22 protein-coding genes are annotated in these 24,128 nt (G+C 55.8%); 4 read left to right on the top strand and 18 right to left on the bottom strand.

All coding sequences use genetic code 11. From position 1 onward, the window contains the following. Positions 1–122 precede the first annotated feature (122 nt). Positions 123–1,460 carry an adenine permease AdeP gene (adeP, locus tag RT197_RS17080; RefSeq protein ID WP_312952341.1) on the bottom strand — a complete coding sequence of 446 codons (1,338 nt, stop codon included), beginning with the start codon at positions 1,458–1,460 and terminating at the stop codon, positions 123–125. A gap of 167 nt (positions 1,461–1,627) precedes the next feature. Between adeP and yieH the strand changes: the two genes are divergently transcribed. Further along, positions 1,628–2,296, top strand: coding sequence for a 6-phosphogluconate phosphatase (yieH, locus tag RT197_RS17085; protein ID WP_312952342.1), 669 nt, complete (start codon positions 1,628–1,630; stop codon positions 2,294–2,296). An 83-nt stretch (positions 2,297–2,379) separates the two neighbouring features. Here the strand turns inward: yieH and RT197_RS17090 are convergent, their stop codons facing one another. The 9 genes from RT197_RS17090 to RT197_RS17130 all read right to left on the bottom strand — a co-directional run bounded on the left by RT197_RS17090 (position 2,380) and on the right by RT197_RS17130 (position 11,202). Beyond that, positions 2,380–3,048 carry a methionine ABC transporter permease gene (locus tag RT197_RS17090; protein ID WP_312952343.1) on the bottom strand — a complete coding sequence of 223 codons (669 nt, stop codon included), beginning with the start codon at positions 3,046–3,048 and terminating at the stop codon, positions 2,380–2,382. Continuing rightward, positions 3,036–3,824 carry a methionine ABC transporter ATP-binding protein gene (locus RT197_RS17095; protein WP_312952344.1) on the bottom strand — a complete coding sequence of 263 codons (789 nt, stop codon included), beginning with the start codon at positions 3,822–3,824 and terminating at the stop codon, positions 3,036–3,038. The genes RT197_RS17090 and RT197_RS17095 overlap by 13 nt, the downstream gene beginning before the upstream one ends. Further along, the gene (locus RT197_RS17100) at positions 3,817–4,623 is read right to left on the bottom strand and encodes a MetQ/NlpA family ABC transporter substrate-binding protein (RefSeq protein ID WP_312952345.1); all 807 of its coding nucleotides are present in this window, start codon (positions 4,621–4,623) and stop codon (positions 3,817–3,819) included. Before RT197_RS17100 ends, RT197_RS17095 begins: the two co-directional genes overlap by 8 nt. A gap of 17 nt (positions 4,624–4,640) precedes the next feature. After that, positions 4,641–5,669: an isopenicillin N synthase family oxygenase gene (locus tag RT197_RS17105; protein WP_312952346.1), complete on the bottom strand. Its 1,029-nt coding sequence runs from the start codon at positions 5,667–5,669 to the stop codon at positions 4,641–4,643. Positions 5,670–5,842: 173 nt separating this feature from the next. Beyond that, positions 5,843–8,155 (bottom strand): molybdopterin-dependent oxidoreductase, encoded by a 2,313-nt coding sequence (locus RT197_RS17110; protein WP_312952347.1) that lies wholly within the window; start codon positions 8,153–8,155, stop codon positions 5,843–5,845. Between the two features lie 67 nt (positions 8,156–8,222). After that, the gene (locus RT197_RS17115; RefSeq protein ID WP_312952348.1) at positions 8,223–8,684 is read right to left on the bottom strand and encodes an S-ribosylhomocysteine lyase; all 462 of its coding nucleotides are present in this window, start codon (positions 8,682–8,684) and stop codon (positions 8,223–8,225) included. A 22-nt stretch (positions 8,685–8,706) separates the two neighbouring features. Then, complete coding sequence (locus RT197_RS17120; protein WP_312952349.1) at positions 8,707–9,375, bottom strand: methionine ABC transporter permease; 669 nt, start codon at positions 9,373–9,375, stop codon at positions 8,707–8,709. Further along, positions 9,368–10,381, bottom strand: coding sequence for an ATP-binding cassette domain-containing protein (locus tag RT197_RS17125; RefSeq protein ID WP_312952387.1), 1,014 nt, complete (start codon positions 10,379–10,381; stop codon positions 9,368–9,370). Before RT197_RS17125 ends, RT197_RS17120 begins: the two co-directional genes overlap by 8 nt. Positions 10,382–10,389: 8 nt before the next feature. Beyond that, positions 10,390–11,202 carry a MetQ/NlpA family ABC transporter substrate-binding protein gene (locus RT197_RS17130; RefSeq protein ID WP_312952350.1) on the bottom strand — a complete coding sequence of 271 codons (813 nt, stop codon included), beginning with the start codon at positions 11,200–11,202 and terminating at the stop codon, positions 10,390–10,392. A 242-nt stretch (positions 11,203–11,444) separates the two neighbouring features. Between RT197_RS17130 and RT197_RS17135 the strand changes: the two genes are divergently transcribed. Next, a complete protein-coding gene (locus RT197_RS17135) occupies positions 11,445–12,623 on the top strand; it encodes an aminotransferase class I/II-fold pyridoxal phosphate-dependent enzyme (protein WP_312952351.1) in 1,179 nt (392 codons plus the stop codon). Between the two features lie 29 nt (positions 12,624–12,652). On the opposite strand, the gene RT197_RS17140 is transcribed toward RT197_RS17135, so the two are convergent. Continuing rightward, positions 12,653–13,819, bottom strand: coding sequence for an esterase (locus RT197_RS17140; protein WP_312952352.1), 1,167 nt, complete (start codon positions 13,817–13,819; stop codon positions 12,653–12,655). Between the two features lie 147 nt (positions 13,820–13,966). Here RT197_RS17140 and cbrC point away from each other — a divergent pair, with 147 nt between their 5' ends. Both cbrC and RT197_RS17150 read left to right on the top strand, forming a co-directional pair. Beyond that, positions 13,967–14,548: a PF03691 family colicin E2 tolerance protein CbrC gene (cbrC, locus tag RT197_RS17145; protein ID WP_312952353.1), complete on the top strand. Its 582-nt coding sequence runs from the start codon at positions 13,967–13,969 to the stop codon at positions 14,546–14,548. 29 nt (positions 14,549–14,577) lie between these two features. Then, a complete protein-coding gene (locus RT197_RS17150; protein WP_312952354.1) occupies positions 14,578–15,495 on the top strand; it encodes an ADP-ribosylglycohydrolase family protein in 918 nt (305 codons plus the stop codon). Positions 15,496–15,595: 100 nt separating this feature from the next. Here RT197_RS17150 and phoU read toward each other — a convergent pair whose 3' ends face one another. The 7 genes from phoU to glmU all read right to left on the bottom strand — a co-directional run bounded on the left by phoU (position 15,596) and on the right by glmU (position 23,909). Then, entirely contained in the window at positions 15,596–16,321 is a 726-nt protein-coding gene (gene phoU, locus RT197_RS17155; protein ID WP_312952355.1) for a phosphate signaling complex protein PhoU, read from the bottom strand. Between the two features lie 14 nt (positions 16,322–16,335). Next, positions 16,336–17,109, bottom strand: coding sequence for a phosphate ABC transporter ATP-binding protein PstB (gene pstB, locus RT197_RS17160; RefSeq protein ID WP_312952356.1), 774 nt, complete (start codon positions 17,107–17,109; stop codon positions 16,336–16,338). 71 nt (positions 17,110–17,180) lie between these two features. Next, positions 17,181–18,071, bottom strand: a complete 891-nt coding sequence (gene pstA / locus RT197_RS17165; protein WP_312952357.1) for a phosphate ABC transporter permease PstA — start codon at positions 18,069–18,071, stop codon at positions 17,181–17,183. Next, entirely contained in the window at positions 18,071–19,030 is a 960-nt protein-coding gene (pstC, locus tag RT197_RS17170) for a phosphate ABC transporter permease PstC (protein WP_312952358.1), read from the bottom strand. The genes pstA and pstC overlap by 1 nt, the downstream gene beginning before the upstream one ends. Before the next feature lie 154 nt (positions 19,031–19,184). Continuing rightward, on the bottom strand, positions 19,185–20,225 hold the full coding sequence (gene pstS, locus RT197_RS17175) for a phosphate ABC transporter substrate-binding protein PstS (protein ID WP_312952359.1): 1,041 nt from the start codon (positions 20,223–20,225) through the stop codon (positions 19,185–19,187). Positions 20,226–20,532: 307 nt separating this feature from the next. Beyond that, entirely contained in the window at positions 20,533–22,362 is a 1,830-nt protein-coding gene (gene glmS, locus RT197_RS17180) for a glutamine--fructose-6-phosphate transaminase (isomerizing) (RefSeq protein ID WP_312952360.1), read from the bottom strand. 176 nt (positions 22,363–22,538) lie between these two features. Further along, positions 22,539–23,909 carry a bifunctional UDP-N-acetylglucosamine diphosphorylase/glucosamine-1-phosphate N-acetyltransferase GlmU gene (glmU, locus tag RT197_RS17185; RefSeq protein WP_312952361.1) on the bottom strand — a complete coding sequence of 457 codons (1,371 nt, stop codon included), beginning with the start codon at positions 23,907–23,909 and terminating at the stop codon, positions 22,539–22,541. Positions 23,910–24,128: the final 219 nt, after the last annotated feature.

Raw genomic sequence — 24,128 nt, forward strand, 5'->3', positions numbered from 1 at the left:
CTCTCCCTTGAGGGAGAGGGTCAGGGAGAGGGGGAAAGTAAGCGCTACGGAATCGCCCTCACCCCAGCCCTCTCCCGCAGGGAGAGGGCGAGAGTACGTGCCCCCGATCCCCTGCCAGACAATTAATGCGCATCAATAAACACAATCTTCAGAATAAACAACACCGCCAAGATCACCACGCACGGGCTGAGGTCGCGCAGGCGACCGGTACCGATTTTCATCACACAGTAAGAAATAAAGCCCAGCGCGATGCCTTCGGTGATGGAGAAGCTGAACGGCATCATCACGGCGGTAATAAAGGCCGGGACGGATTCGGTCAGGTCTTCCCATTTCACGCGCGCCAGGCTTGAGGTCATCAGTACGCCAACGTAAATCAGCGCGCCCGCCGCCGCGTAGCCCGGCACCATGCCTGCCAGCGGTGACAGGAAGATCACCAGCAGGAACAGCAGACCGACCACTACCGCCGTCAGGCCGGTGCGACCGCCGACGGAGACGCCGGAAGAGGATTCAATATAAGCCGTAACGGATGACGTCCCGATGAAAGAACCGGCGACTGAAGAAATGCTGTCCACGTACAGCGCCTGCTTCATGCGCGGGAATTTACCTTTCTCGTCGGCCAGACCGGCTTTATCGGTCACGCCAATCAGCGTGCCGGAGGAGTCGAACAGGTTGACCAGCATAAAGGAGAAAATCACCCCTGCCAGCCCCAGATTAAACGAACCGGCGAGGTCAACGTGCCCGATAACGGAACTGACGCTCGGCGGCGCGGAGACGATGCCCTGATAGTGAACGTCGCCCAGCATCCAGCCCAGCAGCGTAGTGACTACAATAGAAACCAGCACCGCCGCGTGAATATTGCGCGATGCCAGAATTGCGATGATAAAGAAGCCGAGTACGCCCAGCAGCACGCTGTGTGAGGTCAGATTGCCGATGCTGACCAGCGTTTCCGGGTTGGCCACAATCACGCCTGCGTTTTTCAGCCCCATCATGCCAATAAACAGCCCGATGCCGCTGGTGATCCCTACGCGCAGGCTCACCGGAATGTTAGCAATCATCCAGTAGCGGATGCGGAAAACGGTCAGCAGCAGTAAACCTACCGCGCCCCAGAAAATCGCGCCCATCCCGACCTGCCAGGGAAGACCCATCGCCTGCACCACAACAAACGCAAAGAAGGCATTCAGCCCCATCGCCGGTGCCAGCGCGACCGGCAGGTTGGCGAAAATCCCCATCAGGATGCTGCCCAGTGCAGCGATCAGACAGGTAGTCACGAAGACGGCGCTGGTGTCCATTCCCGCCACGCCCAGGATCTGAGGGTTAACGAAAACGATATAGACCATCGTCAGGAAGGTGGTGAACCCGGCGATGATTTCGGTGCGTACCGTGGTGCCGTGTTCACGTAATTTGAAAACGCGCTCAAGTATTCCCTGACCAGATGCCTGGGTGTTGTGTTGTTGACTCATTATCTGTTTCCGAGAAAAGGAGGGAAAATCCGTCGCTATCCTATACCAAAATGAGACAATAGGAAGATTCACGGCACACTTTTTTCATTGATTTTGCTTATACGGCAACGATTGCGTGGCCTAAATTTCATCAGGTAAACGTTAAACTTGTTAACAGGGAAACAGGCATGTCCCACATTGAAGCAGTATTTTTTGATTGCGACGGTACGCTGGTAGACAGTGAAGTGATTTGTTCCCGTGCCTACGTGCATATGTTCCAGCAGTATGGCATTACGCTCGATCTGGAAACGATTTTTAAGCGTTTTAAAGGCGTTAAGCTTTACGAGATCATCGATACCATTAACGGTGAGTACGGGGTAAACCTGGCAAAAGCTGATTTAGAGCCGGTGTATCGCGCTGAAGTCGCCCGCCTGTTTGATTCTGAACTGGTCGGCATTGCGGGCGCGAATGCGCTGCTGGACAGCGTGACGGTGCCAATGTGCGTGGTGTCGAATGGCCCGGTCAGCAAAATGCAGCACTCTCTGGGCCGCACGGGAATGCTGAACCATTTCCCGGATAAATTATTCAGCGGCTACGATATTCAACGCTGGAAGCCCGATCCGGCGCTCATGTTTCATGCGGCGAAAGCCATGAACGTCGAGGCGCAAAATTGCGTGCTGGTGGACGATTCAGTGGCGGGCGCACAGTCGGGGATCGCCGCCGGAATGGAAGTATTTTATTTCTGCGCCGACCCGCATAACCAGCCGATTGACCATCCAAAGGTAACCCCCTTTACCGATCTGGCGCAGTTATCGGATCTGTGGAAAGCGCGCGGCTGGCAGATCACCCGCGAGTAAAATCGCGCGCGTCGGTAGCGGCAAACGCCAGCGCGTCTACAATCCCGGCGCGCAGATAACGCACGTGGCACGTCAGCAGACGATCAGCGGCGCAGGGCCAGCGAGCGCACCAGCCGATCGCCTGCTTTTTGGATCAGCTGCACCAGCAGCAGTAAAACGATCACCGTGCCTGCAATTAAGGTGTTATCAAAACGCTGGTAGCCATAGCGTATCGCCAGATCGCCCAGCCCGCCGCCGCCCACTACGCCCGCCATCGCGGAAAAGCCGATGAGCATCACGATGGTCAGGGTAACACCCGCCACCAGCGCCGGAAGCGCTTCTGGCAACAGTACCCGGCTGACGATAAACCAGTGGCTACCGCCCATCGATTCCACCGCTTCTATTCGCCCACGATCCACCTCGTCCAGCGCATTTTCGACGATGCGGGCAAAAAACGGGAACGCGCCGAGGGTGATCGGCACAATGGCGGCGGTGCTGCCAAGCGTGGTGCCGACGATCAAACGGGTAACGGGAATAAGGGCAATCAGCAAAATGACAAAAGGCAGCGCCCGGCCAATATTGACCACTGAGTTCAGCACCACCGCCACGCTGCGGTTCGGCAAAATGCCGTCCTTGCGGGTCAGAAATAGCAGCACGCCCACCGGCAGGCCAATCAGCACGGTAAACACCGTCGCCAGCGCGACCATATACAGCGTTTCCAGCGTGGCGTTGAGCAGCAGCTCCAGAAAACGATCCCAGTTTACGCTACGCATCGGGTTGCCACCTCCACCTGATATTTTGCCAGGAAGGCGCGGTCGGTTTCACCGTCCTGCAACAGCATCTGCCGCAGGCGTCCCTCTTTACGCGCCATAATTTGCTCAAGCGTGCCGCTTTCAATCAGTTTGCCGTGCTCCAGCAGGGCTGCGCCGTGGCATATCCGTTTCACCACCGACATTTCATGGGTGATCAGCACAATCGTGATATTGAGCTGGCGCTGAATATCCGCCAGCAGGTCGAGAATAGAACGGGTGGTTTCCGGGTCGAGCGCGCTGGTGGCTTCATCGCACAGCAAATAGCGCGGCTGAGCCGCCAGCGCGCGGGCGATACCCACCCGCTGTTTCTGGCCGCCGGAGAGCTGCGACGGCCAGCTATCGGCAAACTGTTCCAGCCCGACCAACGCTAATAACGCTTCAATTCGCTGCGCGCGTTCTTTGGGCGCAATACCGGCAATTTCCAGCGGCAGATCGATATTGTTACGCACGGTACGCGAATGCAGCAGATTAAAATGCTGGAAAATCATTCCCATCTGCTGGCGCTTCTGGCGCAGCTGCGCAACGCTGAGCGACGCAATATCCTGACCATCAATGTCTATCCGCCCTGACCCAGGCTGCTCCAGACGGTTCAGACAGCGCAGCAGCGTGCTTTTTCCCGCGCCGCTGCGCCCGAGAATGCCGAAAATCGTGCCCGCTTCAATCGTCAGGGAGATGTCGGATAACGCCGGTGCGGATGCACCGGCGTACCATTTACTGATTTTTTCGATTTTAATCATGCTGTGAGGCCGCGACCGGGATCACCGAGCCGTTGTACTTGTCTTTAATGAATTTCGCGACCTGCGGTGAGGTCAGATCTTTCGCCAGCTGCACAATGCGCGGATCTTTCAGCAGCTCTGGCCGGGTAACCAGCAGGTTGGCGTACGGGTTGTGGTCGGCAGACTCGAGGCCCAGCGCATCTTTCGCCGGGACCAATCCCGCTTCCAGCGCATAGTTCCCGTTAATGATGGCGGCATCAACGTCATCCAGCGCGCGCGGGATCTGCGGGGACTCAATCTGGACTATTTTGATTTTTTTCGGGTTTTCTGCGATATCTTCCGGCGTCACCAGCGTGGTCAACGCGTTGCCGGTGTCCTTCAGTTTAATCACCCCTTTGTCCTGCAATAAATGCAGTGAGCGGCTCAGGTTAGGTGCGTTATTGGGCACGGCAATACTCGCGCCCTGCGGTAAATCGGCCAGCGATTTATATTTATGCGAATAAATACCCAGCGGTTCAATATGTACTTCCGCCGCTACGCTAAAGGTTTTACCGAGCGCTTTTTCCTGATCTTTTAAATAGGGCAGATGCTGGAAATAGTTGGCGTCCACATCCCCGGAAGACAGCAGTTCATTCGGATTAACGCCCCCGCTGCTCATTTCGACAATTTTCAAATCCAGTTTAGGATCGATTTTTTGCACGTACTCGAGTATTTCCGCATGAGGAATAGGATCGGCCGCAATGCGTAACGGTTCTGCATGTAATGTCTGAGCGATCAACAAAGAAAGTCCAGCCAGCGTAAAGCCCACAGTTTTAATCATTTAATTACCCTTATTTCTCAAGGACGTTTTTCGTTATTAAGATATTCAGCATAAAAGCGGTTAGCGACGTCAGGATGCGAACGCAGACGCCCTTTTAAATAATTCCAGCCCACCTCACGTAATAATGGATTAAGCGGATCGCTGGTGGGTCCGTGCGCAAGCTGCGCCAGCTTTTCCGGCAGTTGATAAACCGGCACGACCGCATCCATTTGCGCGCCGAGGAAAAACGCCACCGACAGCCGCTGACGGTCAACCTGCGGGGAAACCACGCGGTGAACGGTGGCACGCAGATAGCCGTTGGTCGCCAGCTCCAGCAGTTCACCGATATTCACCACAAACGAGTCCGGCAACGGCACGGCGTCCACCCAGTTATCCGGGGAAACCTCCACCTGCAAACCGCCCTGCTCATCCTGCAATAGCAGGGTCAGGAAGCCGGAATCTTTATGCGCCCCTACGCCCTGCCGCGATTCGCTGCCGTTACGCCCCGGATAGCGGATCAGCTTGACGTGCTCGTTGGGATACTCGCCATACAGATTGTCGAACGCGTGGCGCGGTAGCGACAACGCTTCGGCAAAAGCACGCAGCAGTTCCAGCGCCACGTTGGTCATTTCCTGCTGCCAGCGGCTCAGCACGGTGCGCAGTTCCGGCAACGCTTCCGGCCACTGGTTTGGCCCCTGCATCCGTAGCCATACCGGTGCCGTGCGATCCGCTATCGCTGCGCGCTCGGCACCGATATCAAACTGCTCGCGGTAATCCGGCTGACCCCGGGTGATTTCCGATCCGGCGCGGTTATAGCCGCGAAAGTGCGGGGAATTGGCCATTTTCACGCTGAGTTTGTCCGCGTCCGGCAGGGCGAAAAACTGCCATGAGACGCGCTGGACTTCCGCAAGAAGCTGCGACGAAATTCCGTGACCCGTCAGATAGAAAAAACCGACGTCGCGCGCCGCTTTGCCGAGGCTTTCGAGAAAAGCCTGACGCTGCTGCGGGCTACCTTTTAATTGTGAAAAATCAATCACCGGAAGTGATAACGCGTGGGCTGTGCTCAACGTTTTCGTCCTGTTAATCTGCAATGGCTTCACCTTGCCATTTCACCGTGACTAACACTACGAACATATCTTTCTAATATTATCCGAAAGCCGCAAATAGTTATTTATGCACTGGCAAAGAGGTTATATGAATAATTCGTCGCTTCATCTCCGGCTTTATTTCAGACGAAATTTCACCGTTGCGTAAATAACGGCGGCGACCAGGCGGTAATTTCCGGTAGCGGCTGGGTAAAGCGCTCAATGTCAACAAAGCAGGTTTGCGCCGTACAGCCCTGACCCAGCCGCGAGCTGCCGATATCGGCGGTCAGTACATTCGGATTACCGTGTTTATCTAACGAACGGGATCCCGCGCTGTTAAGCGGATCGTACCAGGCACCGGTCGACATTTGCACCACGCCGGGCAGGATGTCCCGCGTCAGATGCGCCCCGGCTAATAGCGCACCGCGCGGGTTAAAGACTTTGACAATATCGCCTTCAGCAATGCCGCGCGTGGCGGCATCGTCAGGATGCATCCACAGCGGTTCACGGCCATTAATTTTGGTCTGGCGGCTCACGATACCGTGATCGTACTGGCTGTGCAGACGCGTGCGCGGCTGGCTGGAAAGCAGATGCAACGGCCAGTTCTGCTTGATCTGGCGCTGGGCGGCATATTCCTGGGCGTGCCAGTAAGCGTGTCCGGGAGCTTCGGCGTAGCCAAAATCAGCCACCGCCGACGAGAAGAGTTCAATTTTGCCGGACGGCGTGGTCAGCGGCGCGGCGGTCGGATCGTCGCGAAACGCCCGCAGTAAAATTTGTGGCTCGTCGGGACGCGCATATTCCAGCTTGCCGCTCGCCCAGAATTCATCAAAGACGGGCAGGGTGATGCCGTCTGCCGCCGCGCGCGGCTGCGACTGTTCGTACATATGGCGAAGCCAGTCGCTGGCGGTGCGCCCTTCGGTAAAACGGTCTGCAAAGCCCAGCTGTTCGGCCAGCGCGCTGAAAATGGCGTAATCATCCCGCGCGTCGGCGAACGGCGGTAAATGCTGGCGCATGGCGATCATAAAGCCATCGTTACTGGCGCTGCCGATGTCTTCGCGCTCAAGCGAGGTGGTGGCGGGCAATACGATATCAGCGTGCTTTGCCTGCGCCGTCCAGTATTGCTCGTGGACAATCACCGTCTCCGGCTGCCGCCAGGCGCGGATCAGTCGGTTGAGATCCTGATGGTGATGAAAAGCATTGCCGCCCGCCCAGTAAACCAGCCGGATATCGGGATAGGTGAGCGTCTGCCCGTCAAATTCATAGTGCCCGCCGGGATGCAGCAGCATGTCGGCGACACGGGCGACCGGAATGACGCTTTGCACCGCGTTGCGTCCGACGGGAAGGCGCGGGCCGGAAAAGACGCGTCGATCCGCGCCGCAAAGGTTGGTTGAGGCGTAGCCAAAACCGATGCCGCCGCCCGGCGTGCCGATCTGCCCAAGCAGCGCGGTGGTCGCCACCAGCGCCCAGTATGCCTGCTCGCCCTGCCGCGCACGCTGTACCGACCACGCCATATTAATCAGCGTTTTTTTAGCCGCCATTTGCCGCGCCAGCTGGCGGATGGTGGCAGCTGGCAGGCCGGTGATCGGCTCCGCCCACTCCGGCGATTTTATCTGGTCATCATCACGCCCCTGCACGTAGGCTGCAAAGCGCGCAAACCCGACGGTACAGCGCGATACAAAATCGTGATGATAAAGATCTTCGTCGATAAGCACCTGGCAGACCGCCAGCAACAGCGCGGTATCGCTGCCGGGCTGGATTGCTAACCATTCGGCATCGGGCAGCGCCGAGAGATCGTTACGTACCGGGCTGACGTTAATAAAGCGTGTGCCATTGTGGCGTAACGTTTGCAGCCAGTGGTTCAGAGCGTGATCGCTCGCGCCACCGCCGTTAACCTGCGCATTGCGCAACGGCAGACCGCCAATCGCCACAACCAGTTCACAGTGCTCAGCCAGCACCGCCCAGTGGGTATGCTGGCGTTGCAGCGTATCCAGATCGCCGAGAATATGCGGCAGGACGCGCTCGCCCGCCGCGATGCTGTAAGTATTGGTGCTGGCGGTGTAACCCCCAAAATAATTGAGAAAACGATGCAGTTGACTCTGGGCATGATGAAAACGCCCGGCGCTCGACCAGCCGTAGGAGCCGCCGTAAATCGCCTGATTGCCGTGGGTGTCTTTCACCCGCCGCAGTTCCGCCGCAACCAGTTCCGTGGCCTCTTCCCAGCTCACTTCGACAAACGGCTCTTTGCCGCGCCCTTCCCGCGAAGCGGCCTTGCCCTGGAGATAGCCCAGCCTGACCGCCGGACGTTTGATGCGGGTTTCGCTCTGCACGCTGCCGGGCAGTGACTGACCTATTTTTGAAGGCTGGCGATCCCATTCGACCGGCTCAATGGCGGTCAGCGCACCGTTTTCGGTGGTGACGTTATAGGTTCCCCAGTGGGTTGCCGTCAGACGGTGGTATTTATCGTTCACATTGGCCTCCGGGTCATGCCGCCGGTAACGACCGCGTTTGTCCATGCAGATCGAGGGCAATCACGGTTTATAACTGCCGGACGAAGGCATCGGTGCTGATCCCCTGGTCCAGCACCTGACGCGCATATTCTTTGGCGGAGAACAGCGAGTGGTCACGATAGTTGCCGCACTCCAGGGCGCTCACCGCCGGCACGGTCGTCGCGTCCACCACCCGTTGCAGCACGCGAGTTAAGGCCGTGGCAATGGTTTTCGGTTCGCGCTCATCCCAGAGGATCAGATAAAAACCGGTGCGGCAGCCCATCGGGGAAATGTCGATCACCCCGTCCAGTTCCTCACGCAGCCCGAACGCCAGCAGGTGCTCAAGCGTGTGCAGAGCCGCCGTCGGGATCGCCGAAACGTTCGGTTGCAGGAAGCGCAGATCGAATTTCTGCACCACGCCGCCTTTCGGATGGCGTTCAAGACCCGCTACCCGCACGTAAGGGGCGATGACTTTGGTGTGATCAAGGGTAAAACTTTCAACGACTGGCATAGTCATTCACTCCTGTAGAGGGTTATTCGCGACGCACCCGGCGCGCAAGGCGTGTGCCGAGTGTCTGTAAAAGTTGCACGATGATAATCAGCACGATGGCGGTTGAGAGGGTGGCAAACGCGTCAAAGCGCTGATATCCGTAGGTAATCGCCAAATCGCCAATTCCCCCGCCGCCGACGGTTCCGGCCATCGCGGTCGCGCCCAGCAGACCGATAGTGGCGGTGGTAAGCGCGAGAATTAACGACGATGCGGCCTCCGGCAGCATGAAGTGCCAGATGGTTTGCAGCGCGCTGGCTCCCATTGCATTGGCCGACTCCAGAATGCCGTCGTCCACCTCCAGCAAAGAACTCTCCACCAGCCGTGCAATATAGGGCGCAATGAAGACCACCAGCGGAACAATCGCGCCCGCCGTGCCGATGGTCGTGCCCACCAGCCAACGGGTGAGCGGCAAAATAGCGATCAGCAAAATAATGAACGGCAGCGAACGCAGGATGTTGACGATCGGGTTGAGAACCTGATGCACCACGCGATTCGGCAAAATGCCGCCGGGGCGACAGACCACCAGCACGATCCCCAGCGGAATACCGATCAGCGAGCCAAAGCCCAGTGAGATACTAATCATCAGTAGCGTGTCGTGAAGCGCCAGCAGAAACTGGTCGCTGGTGACCGCCGTATCAAAGAATTCAAACATCGCTGATTTTCACTCCTGCCTGATGGAGATAGCGCGTCGCCGCCGCAAGCTGTTCTGGCTCGCCGCTTAATTGCACAATCATAAAACCGAGAATGGTGCTCTGAACTTCCGACATGCTGGCAAACAGGATGTTGACCTCTACCGGATACTCGCGGATAAGGCGATGGATAATCGGCTGCTGCGCCGTGTTGCCCACAAACTCCAGCCGCAGCGCCCGGCTTGCGGGCTGCTGTTTAATTCTGGCCAGCGTCTGCGCCGGTAGCCGGTCGTGGATCACCGACTGGACAAAACTGGCGGTGACCGCGTTCTGCGGTTGGCCAAATAGCGCAAGCACGTCGCCCTGCTCAACGATTTTTCCCTGCGCCATCACCGCCACTTTATGGCAAATTTTTTGCACCACCGACATCTCATGGGTGATCAGGACAATGGTGATGCCATAACGCTGGTTAATCTCCTGCAACAGCAGCAAAATCTGCACCGTGGTATGCGGGTCCAGCGCGGAAGTCGCCTCATCGCACAGTAAAACAGAGGGGTTGGTGGCTAACGCGCGGGCAATGCCGACGCGCTGCTTTTGCCCGCCGGAAAGCTCATCGGGATAACGCTGCGCTTTATCGCTAAGGTTAACGAAGGCCAGCAGTTCGTTAACCCGCTCGCGAATAAAGGATTTATCCCGTCCCTGTAAAATCAGCGGGATCGCCACGTTGTGAAATACCGTGCGGGAATTAAGCAAATTGAAGTGCTGAAAGATCATACCGATATCTTTCTTTACCGCATTAAGCTGTTTCTTACGCACGCCTTGCAGTGAAACGCCGTTCACCAGCACATCGCCTTCGCTCGGCGTTTCAAGATGATTGATTAAGCGCAGCAGGGTGCTTTTTCCCGCCCCGCTTGCGCCAATCACACCAAATATTTCACCCTTCTGAATAGTGAGGTTAATATTATCCAGGGCACGTAAATGCTCCCCCTTGCGCGAAAAGGTTTTAGCGACCTGGCGAAACTCGATAATACCCTGGCTCATTTGAGATAATCTGGCTGTAAATAGCCTTCATATTGCTGATGCGTGCGAATGTAATTTTTGAATTCATCTGAGTGGTATCCGGCAATAATATCTTTGGCAAATGCGGCGTTTTTATTTTTACCGGCCACGGTGACCACATTGATAAACTGGCTGGTGGGCTGCTCCAGCTTCAGGGCTGAGTTGAGTTTCATCCCGCTGGAGACAGCGAAATTCCCCTGAATCAGGCCGTAATCCACATCCGGCAGGGCGCGCACCTGCTGGGCGTTATCCATCTCTTTGAGCACGATTTTATACGGGTTCTCGCTGATGAATTTTTGTGAGAACGTTGCCGGGTCGCTATCGGCACGGATTTTCAGCCAGCCGAGACTTTGCAGCACCAGCGCGGCGCGATACTCATTGGGAGCCTGGTTAGGAACGGAAATGACCGTGCCGGGCTTTGGCGTATCCAGCGTTTTAAGCTTACCGCCGTACAATCCCATCGGCGGCGTCGGCACCTGAACAATGCCGACGTTATCAATGCCCAGCCGTTCGTTGACCGATTTCAGATAGACGGGATGCTGCATGATGTTAGCTTCAATATCGCCGCGACTCACCGCGTCGTTGACCTGAATGCCGTCGCTGAAATCTTTATATTCAACTTTGTACCCTTTCTTTTCGAGATAAGGTGCCACACCCTGCTGAAATTGTTCTTTATAAGGGCCAGGATTAAACCCTACCCGAATGAGTTTATCCTCGGCGTGGGCCGCTGAAAAAAAGGTTGCTGAAGCTAAAACTGCTAAAATAACTCCGCGTAGCAATGGGTTGCGCATTAAAATCAACTCTCCAACAATTTCACAGGATATATTTGATTAAATCACAGGTGAGCAAGGCATGAGAAGATATCGGGCGCGAATGCCTATGTCTTTTTTGTACTAAGAATATCCGAATTGTGTTATTGCATATTACATCTATGTATAGTGAATTTAATACAATGCATTCTGCGTTAATTTATTTCCCGCCTGGAGTCGTTATGCGATAGTCACTTTTTCTCTCTTTTATTCTCAGGAAAATTATGCCTGATTTTTCTGCGTCACAGCTCGTTAATCAGTTAGAAGAGAATCTGTTCAGCGCGCTGGAAAAAATGGCGGCGCAAATCGATACTTCACAGCGCCCGCTTATCGATCTCTCTTCCGGCAGTCCGCGCCAGCCGACGCCGCCTGCGGTAGTGGCGACGTTACAGGCCGCAGCGGCACAAACGGTAAACCATGATTATCCCTCGTTCTGGGGAAAGCCCGCGCTGCGTCAGGCGATCGCCGATTTTTATCAGCGGCAGTATGGCGTTGCGCTTGATCCAGAGAGTGAGATCGCCGTATTTCAGGGCGCGCATATTGCCGTCGGCGGGCTGCCAAGAGCGCTGCTTAATCCCGGTCAGTTTCTGATTTCTACCGATCCCTGTTATCCCATTTACCGTTCCGCTGCCACCCAGGCGCAGGCCCGCTTTTACGGCATTCCTCTTGACGCCGCGCGCCAGTTTCTCCCGGACTTTTCCCGCGTGCCGGACGAGGTAGCGCAGGCGGCGGGGCTGCTGATGCTAAATTATCCGCATAATCCGACCGGCGCGATTGCCACGCCGCAGCTCTTTGATGAAGCGCTGGCCTTTGCGCAGCGCTGGCATATTCCGCTGGTTCACGATTTTGCCTATGCCGCCATTGGCAGCCATGCGGAAGAAAAACCGTTAAGTTTGCTGTCGAGGCCGGAAGGCAAAGCGTGGGGCGTTGAGATTTATACGCTGTCGAAGACCTTTTTGATGGCGGGCTGGCGCTTTGGTTTTGCAGCAGGCAATGCTTCTGTCATCGCCGCGTTTAAAAAACTGCACACCCACAGTTTCAGCACGGTGTTTGGCGCGGTGCAGGATGCGGCCATTACTGCACTGGAGCTTCCTGCTGAAGAGGTAACGGCGCTGGTGGCGGTTTATCATCGCCGCCGCCGTCGGGTGCTGGACGCGCTGCACAAAATGCACTGGCCGGTGGAGGATCATCAGGGCACCTTTTTCCTGTGGCTGCCCGTGCCCGCGGGCTATAGCGCCCAGCGGTTCACCGAATATCTGCTGACGCAGGCGCAGGTACTGGTCGCGCCCGGTCACGGTTTCGGTGCGGGAGGAGAAGGATATGTTCGTGTCAGCCTGACGGCTGAAGATGACAAACTGACGGAAGCGCTGAAGCGCCTCGCCGCGCTGAAGCTGTTCGTTTAGACCTTCAGCGCGGCATGAGCGCGGGCAGGTTATTTAAAAAGCGTCTGCACAAAATTCGCATAGGCCGGACGCCAGACGTCCATTTCATGCCCCAAATCCGGGTAGACTTTATAGTGATAGTTGATGCCTTTTTCATCCAGCATCGCTTTCAGTCCTTTAATGTCTTTGCCCGTCACTTCGTCTTTTTCACCAATCACCAGCGTGAAGTTCCGCAGTTGCTGATTCACCGACTGCGGATCGTTCAGCCGCTGGGCCACGGTTTGATCGGGCACGGTGACGGTGGTGACGGCGCTAAACAGCCCCAGCCAGCCAAAGCTTTCCGGGTGCTTCAGCGCTGAAAGTTCCGCCTGATAGCCGCCCTGTGAAAGTCCGGCAATCGCTCTGCCCGCGCCGTCTTTACGCACGTTGTAACGCTGGCTGATTAGCGGAATGATATCGTGGATAAGTTCCCGGTCGGCGAGGGTGGCGTTAGGGTGGTAAAACTGCGAGCGGATGTCACCGTAACGGTAGTTTTCTGGCGTCGTTTGCGGCGTATCGGTTTCGGTTTCAGCCACCACCACCAGCATCCGTTTGATTTTTCCTTCCGCTAACAGGTTATCCATAATTTGTGGCACGCGGCCCTGGCTGATGGCGGAAAGCGTGGTGTCACCAAAACCGTGGTAGTAATACAGTACCGGTAAAGGATCCTCCGCCGGGCTGTAGCCAGGCGGCGTCCAGACATAAATATGACGCTCGGTATTCAGTTCATTTGAATGGTAGGTGAGTATATTCACATCCCCATGCGGCACGTTACGCGCATCCAGGATGCTGCCCCGCACCAGAAGCAGGCTGGTGTTGACCTGGCGCTGCGGTTTGACGTTCGCGCGGCCGGGATCGGCGATGCGTAATCCGTCTACCTCATAAAAATACTCATACATATTGGGCGTCATCGCTGACGATTTCCACGTCCAGACGCCGCGCTCGTCTTTTTGCATCTCATGGCGGGCGTGGCTTTCATCGGTTGCGCCCGTCACGACGTTCACCTTTTTCGCATTCGGTGCCCATAGCCGGAAGGTGACGGTTTTATCGGGATTAACCCTGGTAATGTATTGATTTACCGGCGCGTTCTCGCCGGGTCCGGGCAGATCGGCCTGCGCCTGAAGGGTGAAAGAACTGAGCGCCAGCGTAACGGCGAGGGTAAGAGGAAGGGTTTTCATACGCGTATCCTTGCAGAATGGTTATCGTGAGAATAATAACAAATGCGATTATTTCTTTTTGTGATATATCACGAAAAGCGGGCTGGTTATCCTCAACGGGTTGCTTTAACGTGTCTTAACGATCGCGTTAACTAACAGGATGTTTTTATGAGCCATAAGCCGCTACCCGCCTTCAGATATCACCCCCAGCCGCTGGAAACCGGCGCGTTTACTCAGGATAAAACCGTCACCTGCGGCTGCTGCGAGCAGCCAACGGACATTTATTACGCGAATTCATTCTACGCGCAAAACAAACCCGGACATCTTTGCCCATGGTGTATTGCCGACGGTTCGGCGGCGGAAAAATTTGCGGGCAGCTTTCAGGATGAATCCGATATTGAAGGCGTCAAGATTGAGTGGGACGATGAAGGCGAATTTTTAGACGTTAAAAATCCTTATCCCGCTGAAAGACTGAAAGAACTGACGGAACGCACGCCCGGTTTTAGTAGCTGGCAGGGCAGCCACTGGCTGACCCACTGCGACGATTTCTGCGCTTTCATCGGCTATGTGGGCTGGGATGAAATTAAAGATAAACTCGACGACTTCGCCAGCCTGGAAGAAGACTGCGCCAACTTCGGTTTGCATCCGCAGGATCTGGCGAAATACCTGCGCGACGGCGGGGATTGTCAGGGTTATCTGTTTCGCTGCCTGAAATGCGGCAAACTGCGATTATGGGCAGATTTATCCTGATCGGGATTCATATTTAAGGAGTGACCGTTATGCCGGATTTACTGGCGCGTTTTCAGGGCTGTTTGCTGGGACTGGCCAGCGGCGACGCGGTTGGCACCACCGTAGAGTTCCGCCCTAAAGATAGCTTTACGCCGCTGACCACCATGCAGGGTGGCGGCCCTTTTAATCTTAAAGTCGGCCAGTGGACGGACGATACGTCCATGGCGCTGTGCCTCGCGCAAAGTCTGGTTACTTGTCAGGGGTTCGATGCGAAAGACCAGATGAACCGCTACCTGAACTGGTGGCGCTGGGGCTATTTCAGCTCGACGGGGGAATGTTTCGATATTGGCGGCACCGTCGCGCGAGCGCTGGGTAAGTTTGCGCTCGACGGCGATCCCTGGGCCGGATCGCAAGCGCCGGATACCGCGGGTAACGGCTCTCTGATGCGCCTCGCCCCGGCGGTGCTGTACTACTGGCCTGACCGCGCGCAGGCGATTCACTACGCAGAAGCCTCGTCGCGCACCACCCACGCGGCCCCGGAGGCCGTCGCCAGTTGCCGTCTGTTCGCGCAATATTTATTGAACGCGCTCAGCGGGAAAGATAAAGCCGCCATTTTGACCGATATCGACGAATTGCCCGCCCAGCCTGCGCTGCTGGAGATCGCCAGAGGCAGCTACCGCCAGAAGCCGCGCTCCGCCATTCACGGCACCGGTTACTGCGTGCAAAGCCTGGAAGCGGCGCTGTGGTGCTTTTATCACGGTGAAGATTTCGAACAGACTATTCTGCTGGCAGCCAATCTCGGCGACGACGCGGATACTACCGCCGCCATCGTCGGTCAACTGGCGGGCGCGTTTTACGGCGTGGACGGCATTCCATCGGCGTGGCGGGAAAAACTGTGGCAGTACGACGATATTGACGCGCTGGCGCAGCAGCTTTTTTCCGGGGCTAATTCAGCGGTTCAGCGATGATGTTAAGGATCACCCGCAGTTGCACGAAATTGGGCGGCGACGTCACCCGCTTGTGATGCGGGCAAGACGTTCGCCGGGCGAGCGCCCGGCGAACGATTGATCACTCTTTCGGATCTCTGCCTGCCAGCAGTTTATCCAGCTCATCCCCGCCAATGTGACGGAAATCCTGTCCCTTCACGAAGTAGAAAATAAACTCGCAGATGTTCTGACAGCGGTCGCCGATACGTTCAATAGAGCGCGCGCAGAATAGCGCGGTCAGCACGCTGGGGATGGTACGCGGATCTTCCATCATGTAGGTCATCAGCTGGCGCACGATGCCTTCGTATTCCTGATCCACTTTTTTGTCTTCGCGGTAAATACGCACCGCTTCGTCGAGATCCATCCGCGCAAAGGCATCCAGCACATCATGCAGCATTTGCACGGTGTGGCGGCCCAGCGACTCAAGACTGACCAGCAGCGGCTGGTGCTGGGAAGAGAATTTCTCCAGCGCGGTGCGGCAGATTTTATCCGCCACGTCACCAATACGCTCCAGTTCAGCGATGGTTTTGATGATCGCCATCACCAGGCGCAGGTCGCTCGCCGTTGGCTGGCGTTTGGCGATGATGCGCACGCAGGCTTCGTCGATGGCAACTTCCATCATGTTGACCTGCTTGTCACCTTCAACCACACGCTTCGCCAGCTCGCTGTCCTGATTGTGCATCGCGGTGATCGCATCCGAAAGCTGCTGTTCCACCAGGCCGCCCATCGTCATCACTTCGGTGCGGATGTGCTCCAGTTCAGCGTTGAACTGGCCGGAAATATGTTTATTAAGATTGAGACTGTCCATAACGCACTCCTGAATCAACCGTAGCGACCGGTGATATAGTCTTCTGTTTGTTTCTTCGCAGGGCGGGTGAACAGGGCGTCCGTGTCGCTGAACTCGATCAGTTCGCCCAGGTACATAAACGCGGTGTGATCGGAACAGCGCGCTGCCTGCTGCATATTGTGGGTGACGATCACCACGGTGTAATCCTGCTTCAGTTCGGTGATCAGCTCTTCAATGCGTCCGGTGGAGATCGGGTCCAGCGCTGAACACGGCTCGTCAAGCAGCAGCACTTCCGGGCGAATGGCAATACCGCGCGCGATGCACAGGCGCTGCTGTTGGCCGCCGGAGAGCGAGTAGCCGCTCTGATGCAGTTTATCTTTGGTTTCATTCCACAGCGCGGCTTTGGTTAACGCCCACTGCACGCGTTCGTCCATATCGGCGCGGGAGAGTTTCTCAAACAGGCGCACGCCAAAGGCGATGTTGTCGTAAATCGACATCGGGAACGGCGTCGGCTTCTGAAAGACCATGCCGACTTTGGCGCGCAGCAGAGCGATATCCTGGGCGTGGTTGAGGATGTTCTCACCATCCAGCAGAATTTCACCTTCCGCCCGCTGTTCCGGGTACAGCTCAAACATTTTGTTGAATGTGCGCAGCAGCGTCGATTTGCCGCAGCCGGACGGCCCGATGAACGCCGTCACCTGGTTTTTCGCAATGTCCAGGTTGATGTTTTTCAGGGCATGGAATTTACCGTAGTAGAAGTTCAAATCGCGAACCTGAATTTTACCCGGAGCCGTGTTTACCATACTCATCTTTATCTCGTTCCTTAAAGCCTATCCTGGTAGGCTATTATTCGGCGTCGCGCGTTGCCACGCCGTAAAAATTAACCGTGTTTCTGCTTCGCGAAAATCACGCGCGCCAGAATGTTCAGCAGCAGTACGCACAGGGTGATAATCAGTACGCCAGCCCAGGCCAGTTGCTGCCATTCGGCAAACGGACTCATCGCAAATTTGAAAATCGTCACCGGCAGGTTGGCGATAGGCTGCATCATATCGGTGCTCCAGAACTGGTTGGAGAGCGCGGTAAACAGCAGCGGCGCGGTTTCCCCCGCAATACGCGCAATCGCCAGCAGGATGCCGGTCATGATGCCGGAAACCGAGGCTTTAAGCGTAATGGCAGAGATCATCTTCCACTTCGGCGTGCCGAGCGCGTAGGCCGCTTCACGCAGGCTATCCGGCACCAGCTTAAGCATGTTTTCGGTGGTGCGGATAACAATCGGCACCTGTAACAGCGCCAGCGCGATAACGCCTGCCCAGCCGGAAAAATGCTGCATCTGCGCCACCACGACGGTATACACAAACAGACCGACCACGATAGAGGGCGCGGAAAGCAGAATATCGTTAATAAAGCGGATGACCTCTGCCAGCCAGGATTTACGCCCGTACTCCGCCAGATAAATCCCGGCCATGATGCCGAGCGGCGTGCCGAAGACCGTCGCCCACAGAATTAACAGGCCGCTGCCCGCCAGCGCGTTCGCCAGACCGCCACCTGCTGTATTCGGTGGCGGCGTCATTTCGGTAAACAGGGCCAGCGACATGCCGTCAAAGCCGCGCGTCAGGGTGGACATTAAAATCCAGATCAGCCAGAACAGACCGAAGGCCATCGTCGCCATTGAGAGCGTCAGGGCGATGCGGTTTTTCAACCGCCGACGCGCCTGCATTTTGCGGCGTGATTCCGCCAGCGCAGCCGGGGTTTGCATTTCAAGCGTTGCCATCAGCGAGTCCCCTCGTTTTTCGCCAGTCGCATCACCATGAATTTAGAGATTGCCAGCACGATAAAGGTGATCACAAACAGGATCAGTCCCAGTTCCATCAGCGCCGCAACGTGCAGGCCGGATTCTGCTTCGGCAAACTCATTCGCCAGCGCGGAGGTGATGCTGTTGCCAGGCATGTAGAGAGAAACGCTGTCGAGCTGGTAGGTGTTCCCGATGATAAAGGTGACGGCCATCGTCTCGCCCAGCGCGCGACCCAGCCCCAGCATAATGCCGCCAATCACCCCATTTTTGGTGAACGGAAGAACAATGCGCCAGATCACCTCCCAGGTGGTGCAGCCGATGCCGTAGGCCGACTCTTTCATCATTACCGGGGTTTGTTCGAAGACATCACGCATGACTGCCGCGATGTAGGGAATAATCATGATGGCGAGGATCACGCCCGCCGCGAGAATACCGATGCCAAACGCCGGGCCAGAGAACAGCGCGCCAACAAACGGGATGTTGGAAAGGACGTTGCCGACCGGCTCCTGAAAATATGTGGCGAACAGCGGGGCAAAGATAAACAGCCCCCACATGCCATAAACGATGCTGGGGATTGCCGCCAGCAGCTCAATGGCGATACCGAGCGGGCGACGCAGCCAGCCGGGGGCCAGCTCGGTCAGGAACAGCGCAATGCCGAAGCTAACGGGAACGGCAATCAGCAGGGCAATAATGGAGGTCGCCAGCGTACCGTAGATGGGTACCAGCGCCCCGTAAATATCGTTAGGTGCATCCCACTCTTTGGTCCACAGGAACGAGAAGCCAAACTTTTGGATACTCGGCCAGGAGGAGATGATCAGGGAGACAATGATGCCGCCCAGCATCAATAGCACAATCAGCGCAGCCAGTTTTACCAGCGCGCTGAAGATCATGTCACCCTTTTTACCCGGTGGGTTAAAAACAGGCTTGGTTGCAGCCATAAATCACTCTTCAGTTAAAGACGTTTTACGAAATTGACAGGTAGCATTATCGCCACCCGCCATTTTCGTCAATATGTTCTATACCCTAAATAATTCGAGTTGCAGGCAGGCGGCGTAGCCATTTTGTCCTGCAGCTTGAAGTATGACGGGTATATTAGTACAACGCTTTACCGCTGCTGTCTTTGACGTTGGTTTTCCATGCCGCACGAACCTGCTCAACCACGTTGTCCGGCAGGCTGGCGTAATCCAGGTCATTAGCCTGTTTCGCGCCGTCTTTGAAGGCCCAGTCGAAGAACTTCAGTACTTCCGCGCCCTGCTCCGGTTTCTTCTGCTCTTTGTGGATCAGAATGAAGGTGGTGGAGGTAATCGGCCACGCGTCGTCGCCTTTCTGGTTGGTCAGGTCCTGGGCGAAGGATTTGCTCCAGTCCACGCCTTTAGCGGCGTTAGCGAAGCTTTCTTCGGTCGGGCTGACCGGTTTGCCGTCAGCGGAAACCAGTTTGGTGTAGGCCAGGTTGTTCTGCTTGGCGTAAGCATATTCTACGTAGCCGATAGAGCCAGGCAGACGCTGCACGAACGCCGCGATCCCGTCGTTACCTTTACCGCCGAGACCGGTCGGCCAGTTAACGGTGGAACCAGAGCCAATTTTGGATTTCCACTCTTCGTTCACTTTCGCCAGGTAGCTGGTGAAGACGAAGGACGTACCGGAGCCGTCCGCGCGGCGCACCACGGCGATGTTCTGCGAAGGCAGTTTCAGGCCAGGGTTCAGTTTGGTGATGGCGGCATCATCCCATTTCTTGATTTTGCCGAGATAGATGTCGCCGAGGGTTTTACCGTCCAGCACCAGCTCGCCGGATTTCAGCCCCGGAATATTAACCGCCAGCACCACGCCGCCGATGACGGTCGGGAACTGGAACAGGCCTTCCTGCTGAAGTTTTTCGTCGGACAGCGGCGCGTCAGAAGCACCGAAATCGACAGTATTCGCAATAATCTGTTTTACGCCACCGGAGGAGCCGATACCCTGGTAGTTGACTTTGCTACCGGTCTCTTTCTGGTAGGTATCTGCCCATTTGGCATACACCGGCGCAGGAAAAGTTGCGCCAGCACCGGTAAGGCTTGCTGCTGCCAGAGCAGAGAAAGCGCTCATGGATAAGGTCGCGGCGACAACCGTTGCGACAGTGGTACGCATAACGTTCATAATGTCTCCTGCAAGATTCGTAAATCATTGTTAAGTGGCTACGATGAGCAAAATAGGACAAACAGGTGACAGTTAAATGTACGAAATATGACAGTTTTATGACAAACAAATCCAGGGAAAAAATGATTAATTAAAAACATTTAAAATCATTCACTTAAATGTTTTTGTTACCAAAAGATTGCGATGAAAATTTATTTTTATGACGGCAGAATCAGCCGGAAAATGACGGTTACCGTCAGGAAGAGATCGATTAAAAATGTAGCACAGCGCGGGTAAATGCCCCACATTACGTGGGGCATAATTAAACTTATTCCACCGTCACCGATTTCGCCAGGTTACGCGGCTGATCGACGTCGGTGCCTTTGATCAGCGCGACGTGGTAGGCCAGTAACTGCAACGGCACGGTGTAGAAGATCGGCGCGATGACGTCTTCTACGTGCGGCATTTCAATGATGTGCATATTGTCGCTGCTGCTGAATCCGGCATCCCGATCGGCGAAGACGTACAGCTGACCGCCGCGCGCGCGAACTTCTTCGATGTTGGATTTCAGTTTTTCCAGCAGTTCGTTGTTCGGCGCGACCACAATCACCGGCATGTCGGCGTCAATCAGCGCCAGCGGGCCGTGTTTCAGCTCGCCTGCGGCGTAGGCTTCCGCGTGAATGTAGGAGATTTCTTTCAGCTTCAGTGCGCCTTCCAGCGCAATGGGATACTGATCGCCACGTCCGAGGAACAGCGCGTGATGCTTGTCGGAGAAATCTTCCGCCAGCGCTTCAATGCGTTTGTCCTGCGACAGCATCTGTTCGATGCGACTTGGCAGCGCCTGCAGGCCGTGCACGATGTCGTGCTCAACGGAGGCATCCAGACCTTTCAGACGCGCCAGTTTCGCCACCAGCATCAACAGCACGGTTAACTGGGTGGTGAAGGCTTTGGTCGATGCCACGCCGATTTCCGTACCCGCGTTGGTCATCATCGCCAGATCGGATTCGCGCACCAGCGAAGAGCCAGGCACGTTACAAATCGCCAGCGAGCCAAGATAACCCAGCTCTTTGGAGAGGCGTAAGCCCGCCAGAGTGTCCGCCGTTTCGCCGGACTGTGACAGGGTGATCATCAGGCTGTTACGACGCACGGCGGATTTGCGGTAGCGGAATTCTGAAGCGATTTCGACATCGCACGGAATACCGGCCAACGATTCAAACCAGTAGCGGGAAACCATCCCGGAGTTATACGAGGTGCCACAGGCGATGATCTGAATGTGCTCAACCTGCGCCAACAGATCGTTAGCGTTCGGCCCCAGCTCGCTTAAATCCACTTCGCCGTGGCTGATGCGTCCGGTGAGGGTATTTTTGATAGCGTTCGGCTGCTCGTAGATCTCTTTCTGCATATAGTGGCGATAAATGCCTTTATCGCCCGCGTCATATTGCAGATTAGATTCGATGTCCGGGCGTTTCACTTCCGCGCCGGATTTATCAAAAATAGCGACGGAGCGGCGAGTCACTTCGGCAATATCGCCCTCTTCGAGGAAGATAAAGCGGCGCGTCACCGGCAGCAGGGCAAGCTGGTCAGAGGCGATAAAGTTTTCGCCCATACCCAGACCAATCACCAGCGGGCTACCGGAACGGGCCGCCAGCAGCGTGTCAGGATGACGAGTATCCATGATCACCGTGCCGTATGCGCCACGCAGTTGCGGGATCGCGCGCAGCACCGCTTCGCGAAGCGTACCGCCCTGTTCCAGCTCCCAGTGAACTAAGTGAGCGATCACTTCGGTGTCGGTTTCAGAAACGAAGGTATAGCCGCGCGCTTTCAGCGTTTCACGCAGCGGTTCGTGGTTTTCGATGATGCCGTTATGCACCACCACAATGTGTTCAGAAACATGCGGATGCGCATTCGTTTCTGAAGGTTCACCGTGCGTTGCCCAGCGGGTGTGAGCAATACCGGTTCCGCCGTGCAGCGGATGTTCTTCCGCTGCCTGTGACAGCATTTGCACTTTACCGAGGCAGCGCAGGCGGGTCATATGACCTTGTGCATCAACCACTGCCAGACCCGCAGAGTCATAGCCACGGTATTCCAGACGACGCAAACCTTCGAGAAGGATTTCCGCTACATCACGTTGCGCGATAGCGCCAACAATTCCACACATAGTTTTTGATTCCGATTTTGGCTTTACGCCATGCGTTGTCGGTCAACCTGTATACCCGTTTTCCGGGCGCCCCGAGCCTTGTAGAGAGTGGGGTTATTTTTATAGGTACTGCTTGCGGGCGGGGGATATATGTTTATCCCCTCAACCCTGGTTGCCGGATTGCTCCGGCATAAAAATTACTTTTTCTTTACCGGGCGCTGCCAGCCCTGTTTATGGACCTGCGGCACGCGGCTTAAGACCAGTTCATCATCAGCGATGTCACGGGTGACGGTCGTTCCGGCGGCGATGGTCGCCCCGTTCCCCACCCTGACCGGCGCAACCAGTTGGCTGTCAGAGCCGACAAAGACATCGTCGCCGATGATCGTTTTAAATTTGTTCGCCCCATCGTAGTTACAGGTGATGGTCCCCGCGCCGATATTTACATTGTCGCCAATTTCCGCATCGCCCAGGTAAGTCAGATGACCGGCTTTTGAGCCTTTACCCAGACGCGCTTTTTTCATTTCGACAAAGTTGCCAACGTGCGCGCCTTCCAGCAGTTCCGCACCAGGACGCAGGCGGGCAAACGGACCGATAGTACAGGCCGCTTCCAGATGGGCATCTTCCACCACGCTGTACGGGCTGATTTCGCAGTCGTCGCCAATCACCGCATTTTTGATCACGCAGCCCACGCCAATTTTTACGCGGTGACCCAGCGTGACGTTGCCTTCAATGATAACGTTAGTATCAATTTCCACATCACGCCCGTGCGACAGGGTGCCACGGAGATCAAAACGCGCCGGATCACGCAGCATAACGCCTGCCAGCAGCAGTTTTTCGGCCTGCTCGGTTTGATAAACGCGCTCCAGACGGGAGAGTTGCAGGCGGTTGTTGACGCCTTCCACTTCGCTCAGTCTCTGCGGATGGACGGCGGCAATCTCGCAGCCCTCCTGATATGCCAGCGCGATGATATCGGTGATGTAGTATTCGCCCTGCGCGTTGTTGTTGGTCAGCTTTGCCAGCCAACGTTTTAAGTCCGCGCCGTTGGCAATCAGGATACCGGTATTGATTTCCTGGATTTGGCGCTGCTCGTCGCTGGCATCTTTATGTTCAACGATACCGGTCACGTTGCCGTTGTCGCGGGTGATGCGGCCATAGCCCGTCGGATCGTCCAGCTTAACGGTCAGCAGCCCAATTCCACCCTGCGGTTTTGCATCACGCAGTTGCTGTAGGGTTTCTGTCGAGATCAGCGGTACGTCGCCATACAGCATCAGAATATCTTCGTCGTCGGCAAAAAACGGCGCGGCCTGCTGCATCGCATGGCCCGTACCCAGCTGTTCTGCCTGTAGCACCCAGTTCAGATTGTCATCACGCAGCGTTTGCTTCAGCAGATCGCCACCGTGACCATAGACCAGATGAACCCGATCGGCGCCGGAATGATTAGCGGCATCAATGACATGCTGCACCATCGGCTTGCCTGCCAGGGTGTGTAATACCTTAGGAAGATCGGAATACATGCGCGTGCCTTTGCCTGCTGCAAGGATCACTACGCTCATCGCATTGTTTGCCATACGCGTCCTGACTGTAATGTAAGTATGAAGTAAATAACTTTCCCGTTGAAAACTCTACATATTTTGCGCAATAAAATGAAGCGCGGATAAAGTGCGCAGCGAGAACAGGTTGTGGGATGATTATCGGTGACCGGACGGTAATTTACCGCATGAATTTTATCATTCAGAGTGATTCTTCAGTTAAACCGATTGTTTTTGTTGTTCTTTTTACACACAAAG

It is taken from the genome of Superficieibacter sp. (assembly GCF_032071645.1).
In the GTDB taxonomy this organism is placed as follows: domain Bacteria; phylum Pseudomonadota; class Gammaproteobacteria; order Enterobacterales; family Enterobacteriaceae; genus Superficieibacter.

Excerpts from the sequence above, each read along its gene's own strand:
- RT197_RS17120 (WP_312952349.1), bottom strand. The coding sequence starts at position 9,375 with ATGTTTGAATTCTTTGATACGGCGGTCACCAGCGACCAGTTTCTGCTG.
- RT197_RS17095 (WP_312952344.1), bottom strand. The coding sequence starts at position 3,824 with ATGATTAAAATCGAAAAAATCAGTAAATGGTACGCCGGTGCATCCGCA.
- pstC (WP_312952358.1), bottom strand. The coding sequence starts at position 19,030 with ATGGCTGCAACCAAGCCTGTTTTTAACCCACCGGGTAAAAAGGGTGAC.
- RT197_RS17130 (WP_312952350.1), bottom strand. The coding sequence starts at position 11,202 with ATGCGCAACCCATTGCTACGCGGAGTTATTTTAGCAGTTTTAGCTTCA.
- yieH (WP_312952342.1), top strand. The coding sequence starts at position 1,628 with ATGTCCCACATTGAAGCAGTATTTTTTGATTGCGACGGTACGCTGGTA.
- RT197_RS17115 (WP_312952348.1), bottom strand. The coding sequence starts at position 8,684 with ATGCCAGTCGTTGAAAGTTTTACCCTTGATCACACCAAAGTCATCGCC.
- adeP (WP_312952341.1), bottom strand. The coding sequence starts at position 1,460 with ATGAGTCAACAACACAACACCCAGGCATCTGGTCAGGGAATACTTGAG.
- RT197_RS17135 (WP_312952351.1), top strand. The coding sequence starts at position 11,445 with ATGCCTGATTTTTCTGCGTCACAGCTCGTTAATCAGTTAGAAGAGAAT.
- pstA (WP_312952357.1), bottom strand. The coding sequence starts at position 18,071 with ATGGCAACGCTTGAAATGCAAACCCCGGCTGCGCTGGCGGAATCACGC.
- RT197_RS17140 (WP_312952352.1), bottom strand. The coding sequence starts at position 13,819 with ATGAAAACCCTTCCTCTTACCCTCGCCGTTACGCTGGCGCTCAGTTCT.
- glmU (WP_312952361.1), bottom strand. The coding sequence starts at position 23,909 with ATGGCAAACAATGCGATGAGCGTAGTGATCCTTGCAGCAGGCAAAGGC.
- glmS (WP_312952360.1), bottom strand. The coding sequence starts at position 22,362 with ATGTGTGGAATTGTTGGCGCTATCGCGCAACGTGATGTAGCGGAAATC.
- cbrC (WP_312952353.1), top strand. The coding sequence starts at position 13,967 with ATGAGCCATAAGCCGCTACCCGCCTTCAGATATCACCCCCAGCCGCTG.
- pstB (WP_312952356.1), bottom strand. The coding sequence starts at position 17,109 with ATGAGTATGGTAAACACGGCTCCGGGTAAAATTCAGGTTCGCGATTTG.
- RT197_RS17150 (WP_312952354.1), top strand. The coding sequence starts at position 14,578 with ATGCCGGATTTACTGGCGCGTTTTCAGGGCTGTTTGCTGGGACTGGCC.
- phoU (WP_312952355.1), bottom strand. The coding sequence starts at position 16,321 with ATGGACAGTCTCAATCTTAATAAACATATTTCCGGCCAGTTCAACGCT.
- RT197_RS17100 (WP_312952345.1), bottom strand. The coding sequence starts at position 4,623 with ATGATTAAAACTGTGGGCTTTACGCTGGCTGGACTTTCTTTGTTGATC.
- RT197_RS17090 (WP_312952343.1), bottom strand. The coding sequence starts at position 3,048 with ATGCGTAGCGTAAACTGGGATCGTTTTCTGGAGCTGCTGCTCAACGCC.
- pstS (WP_312952359.1), bottom strand. The coding sequence starts at position 20,225 with ATGAACGTTATGCGTACCACTGTCGCAACGGTTGTCGCCGCGACCTTA.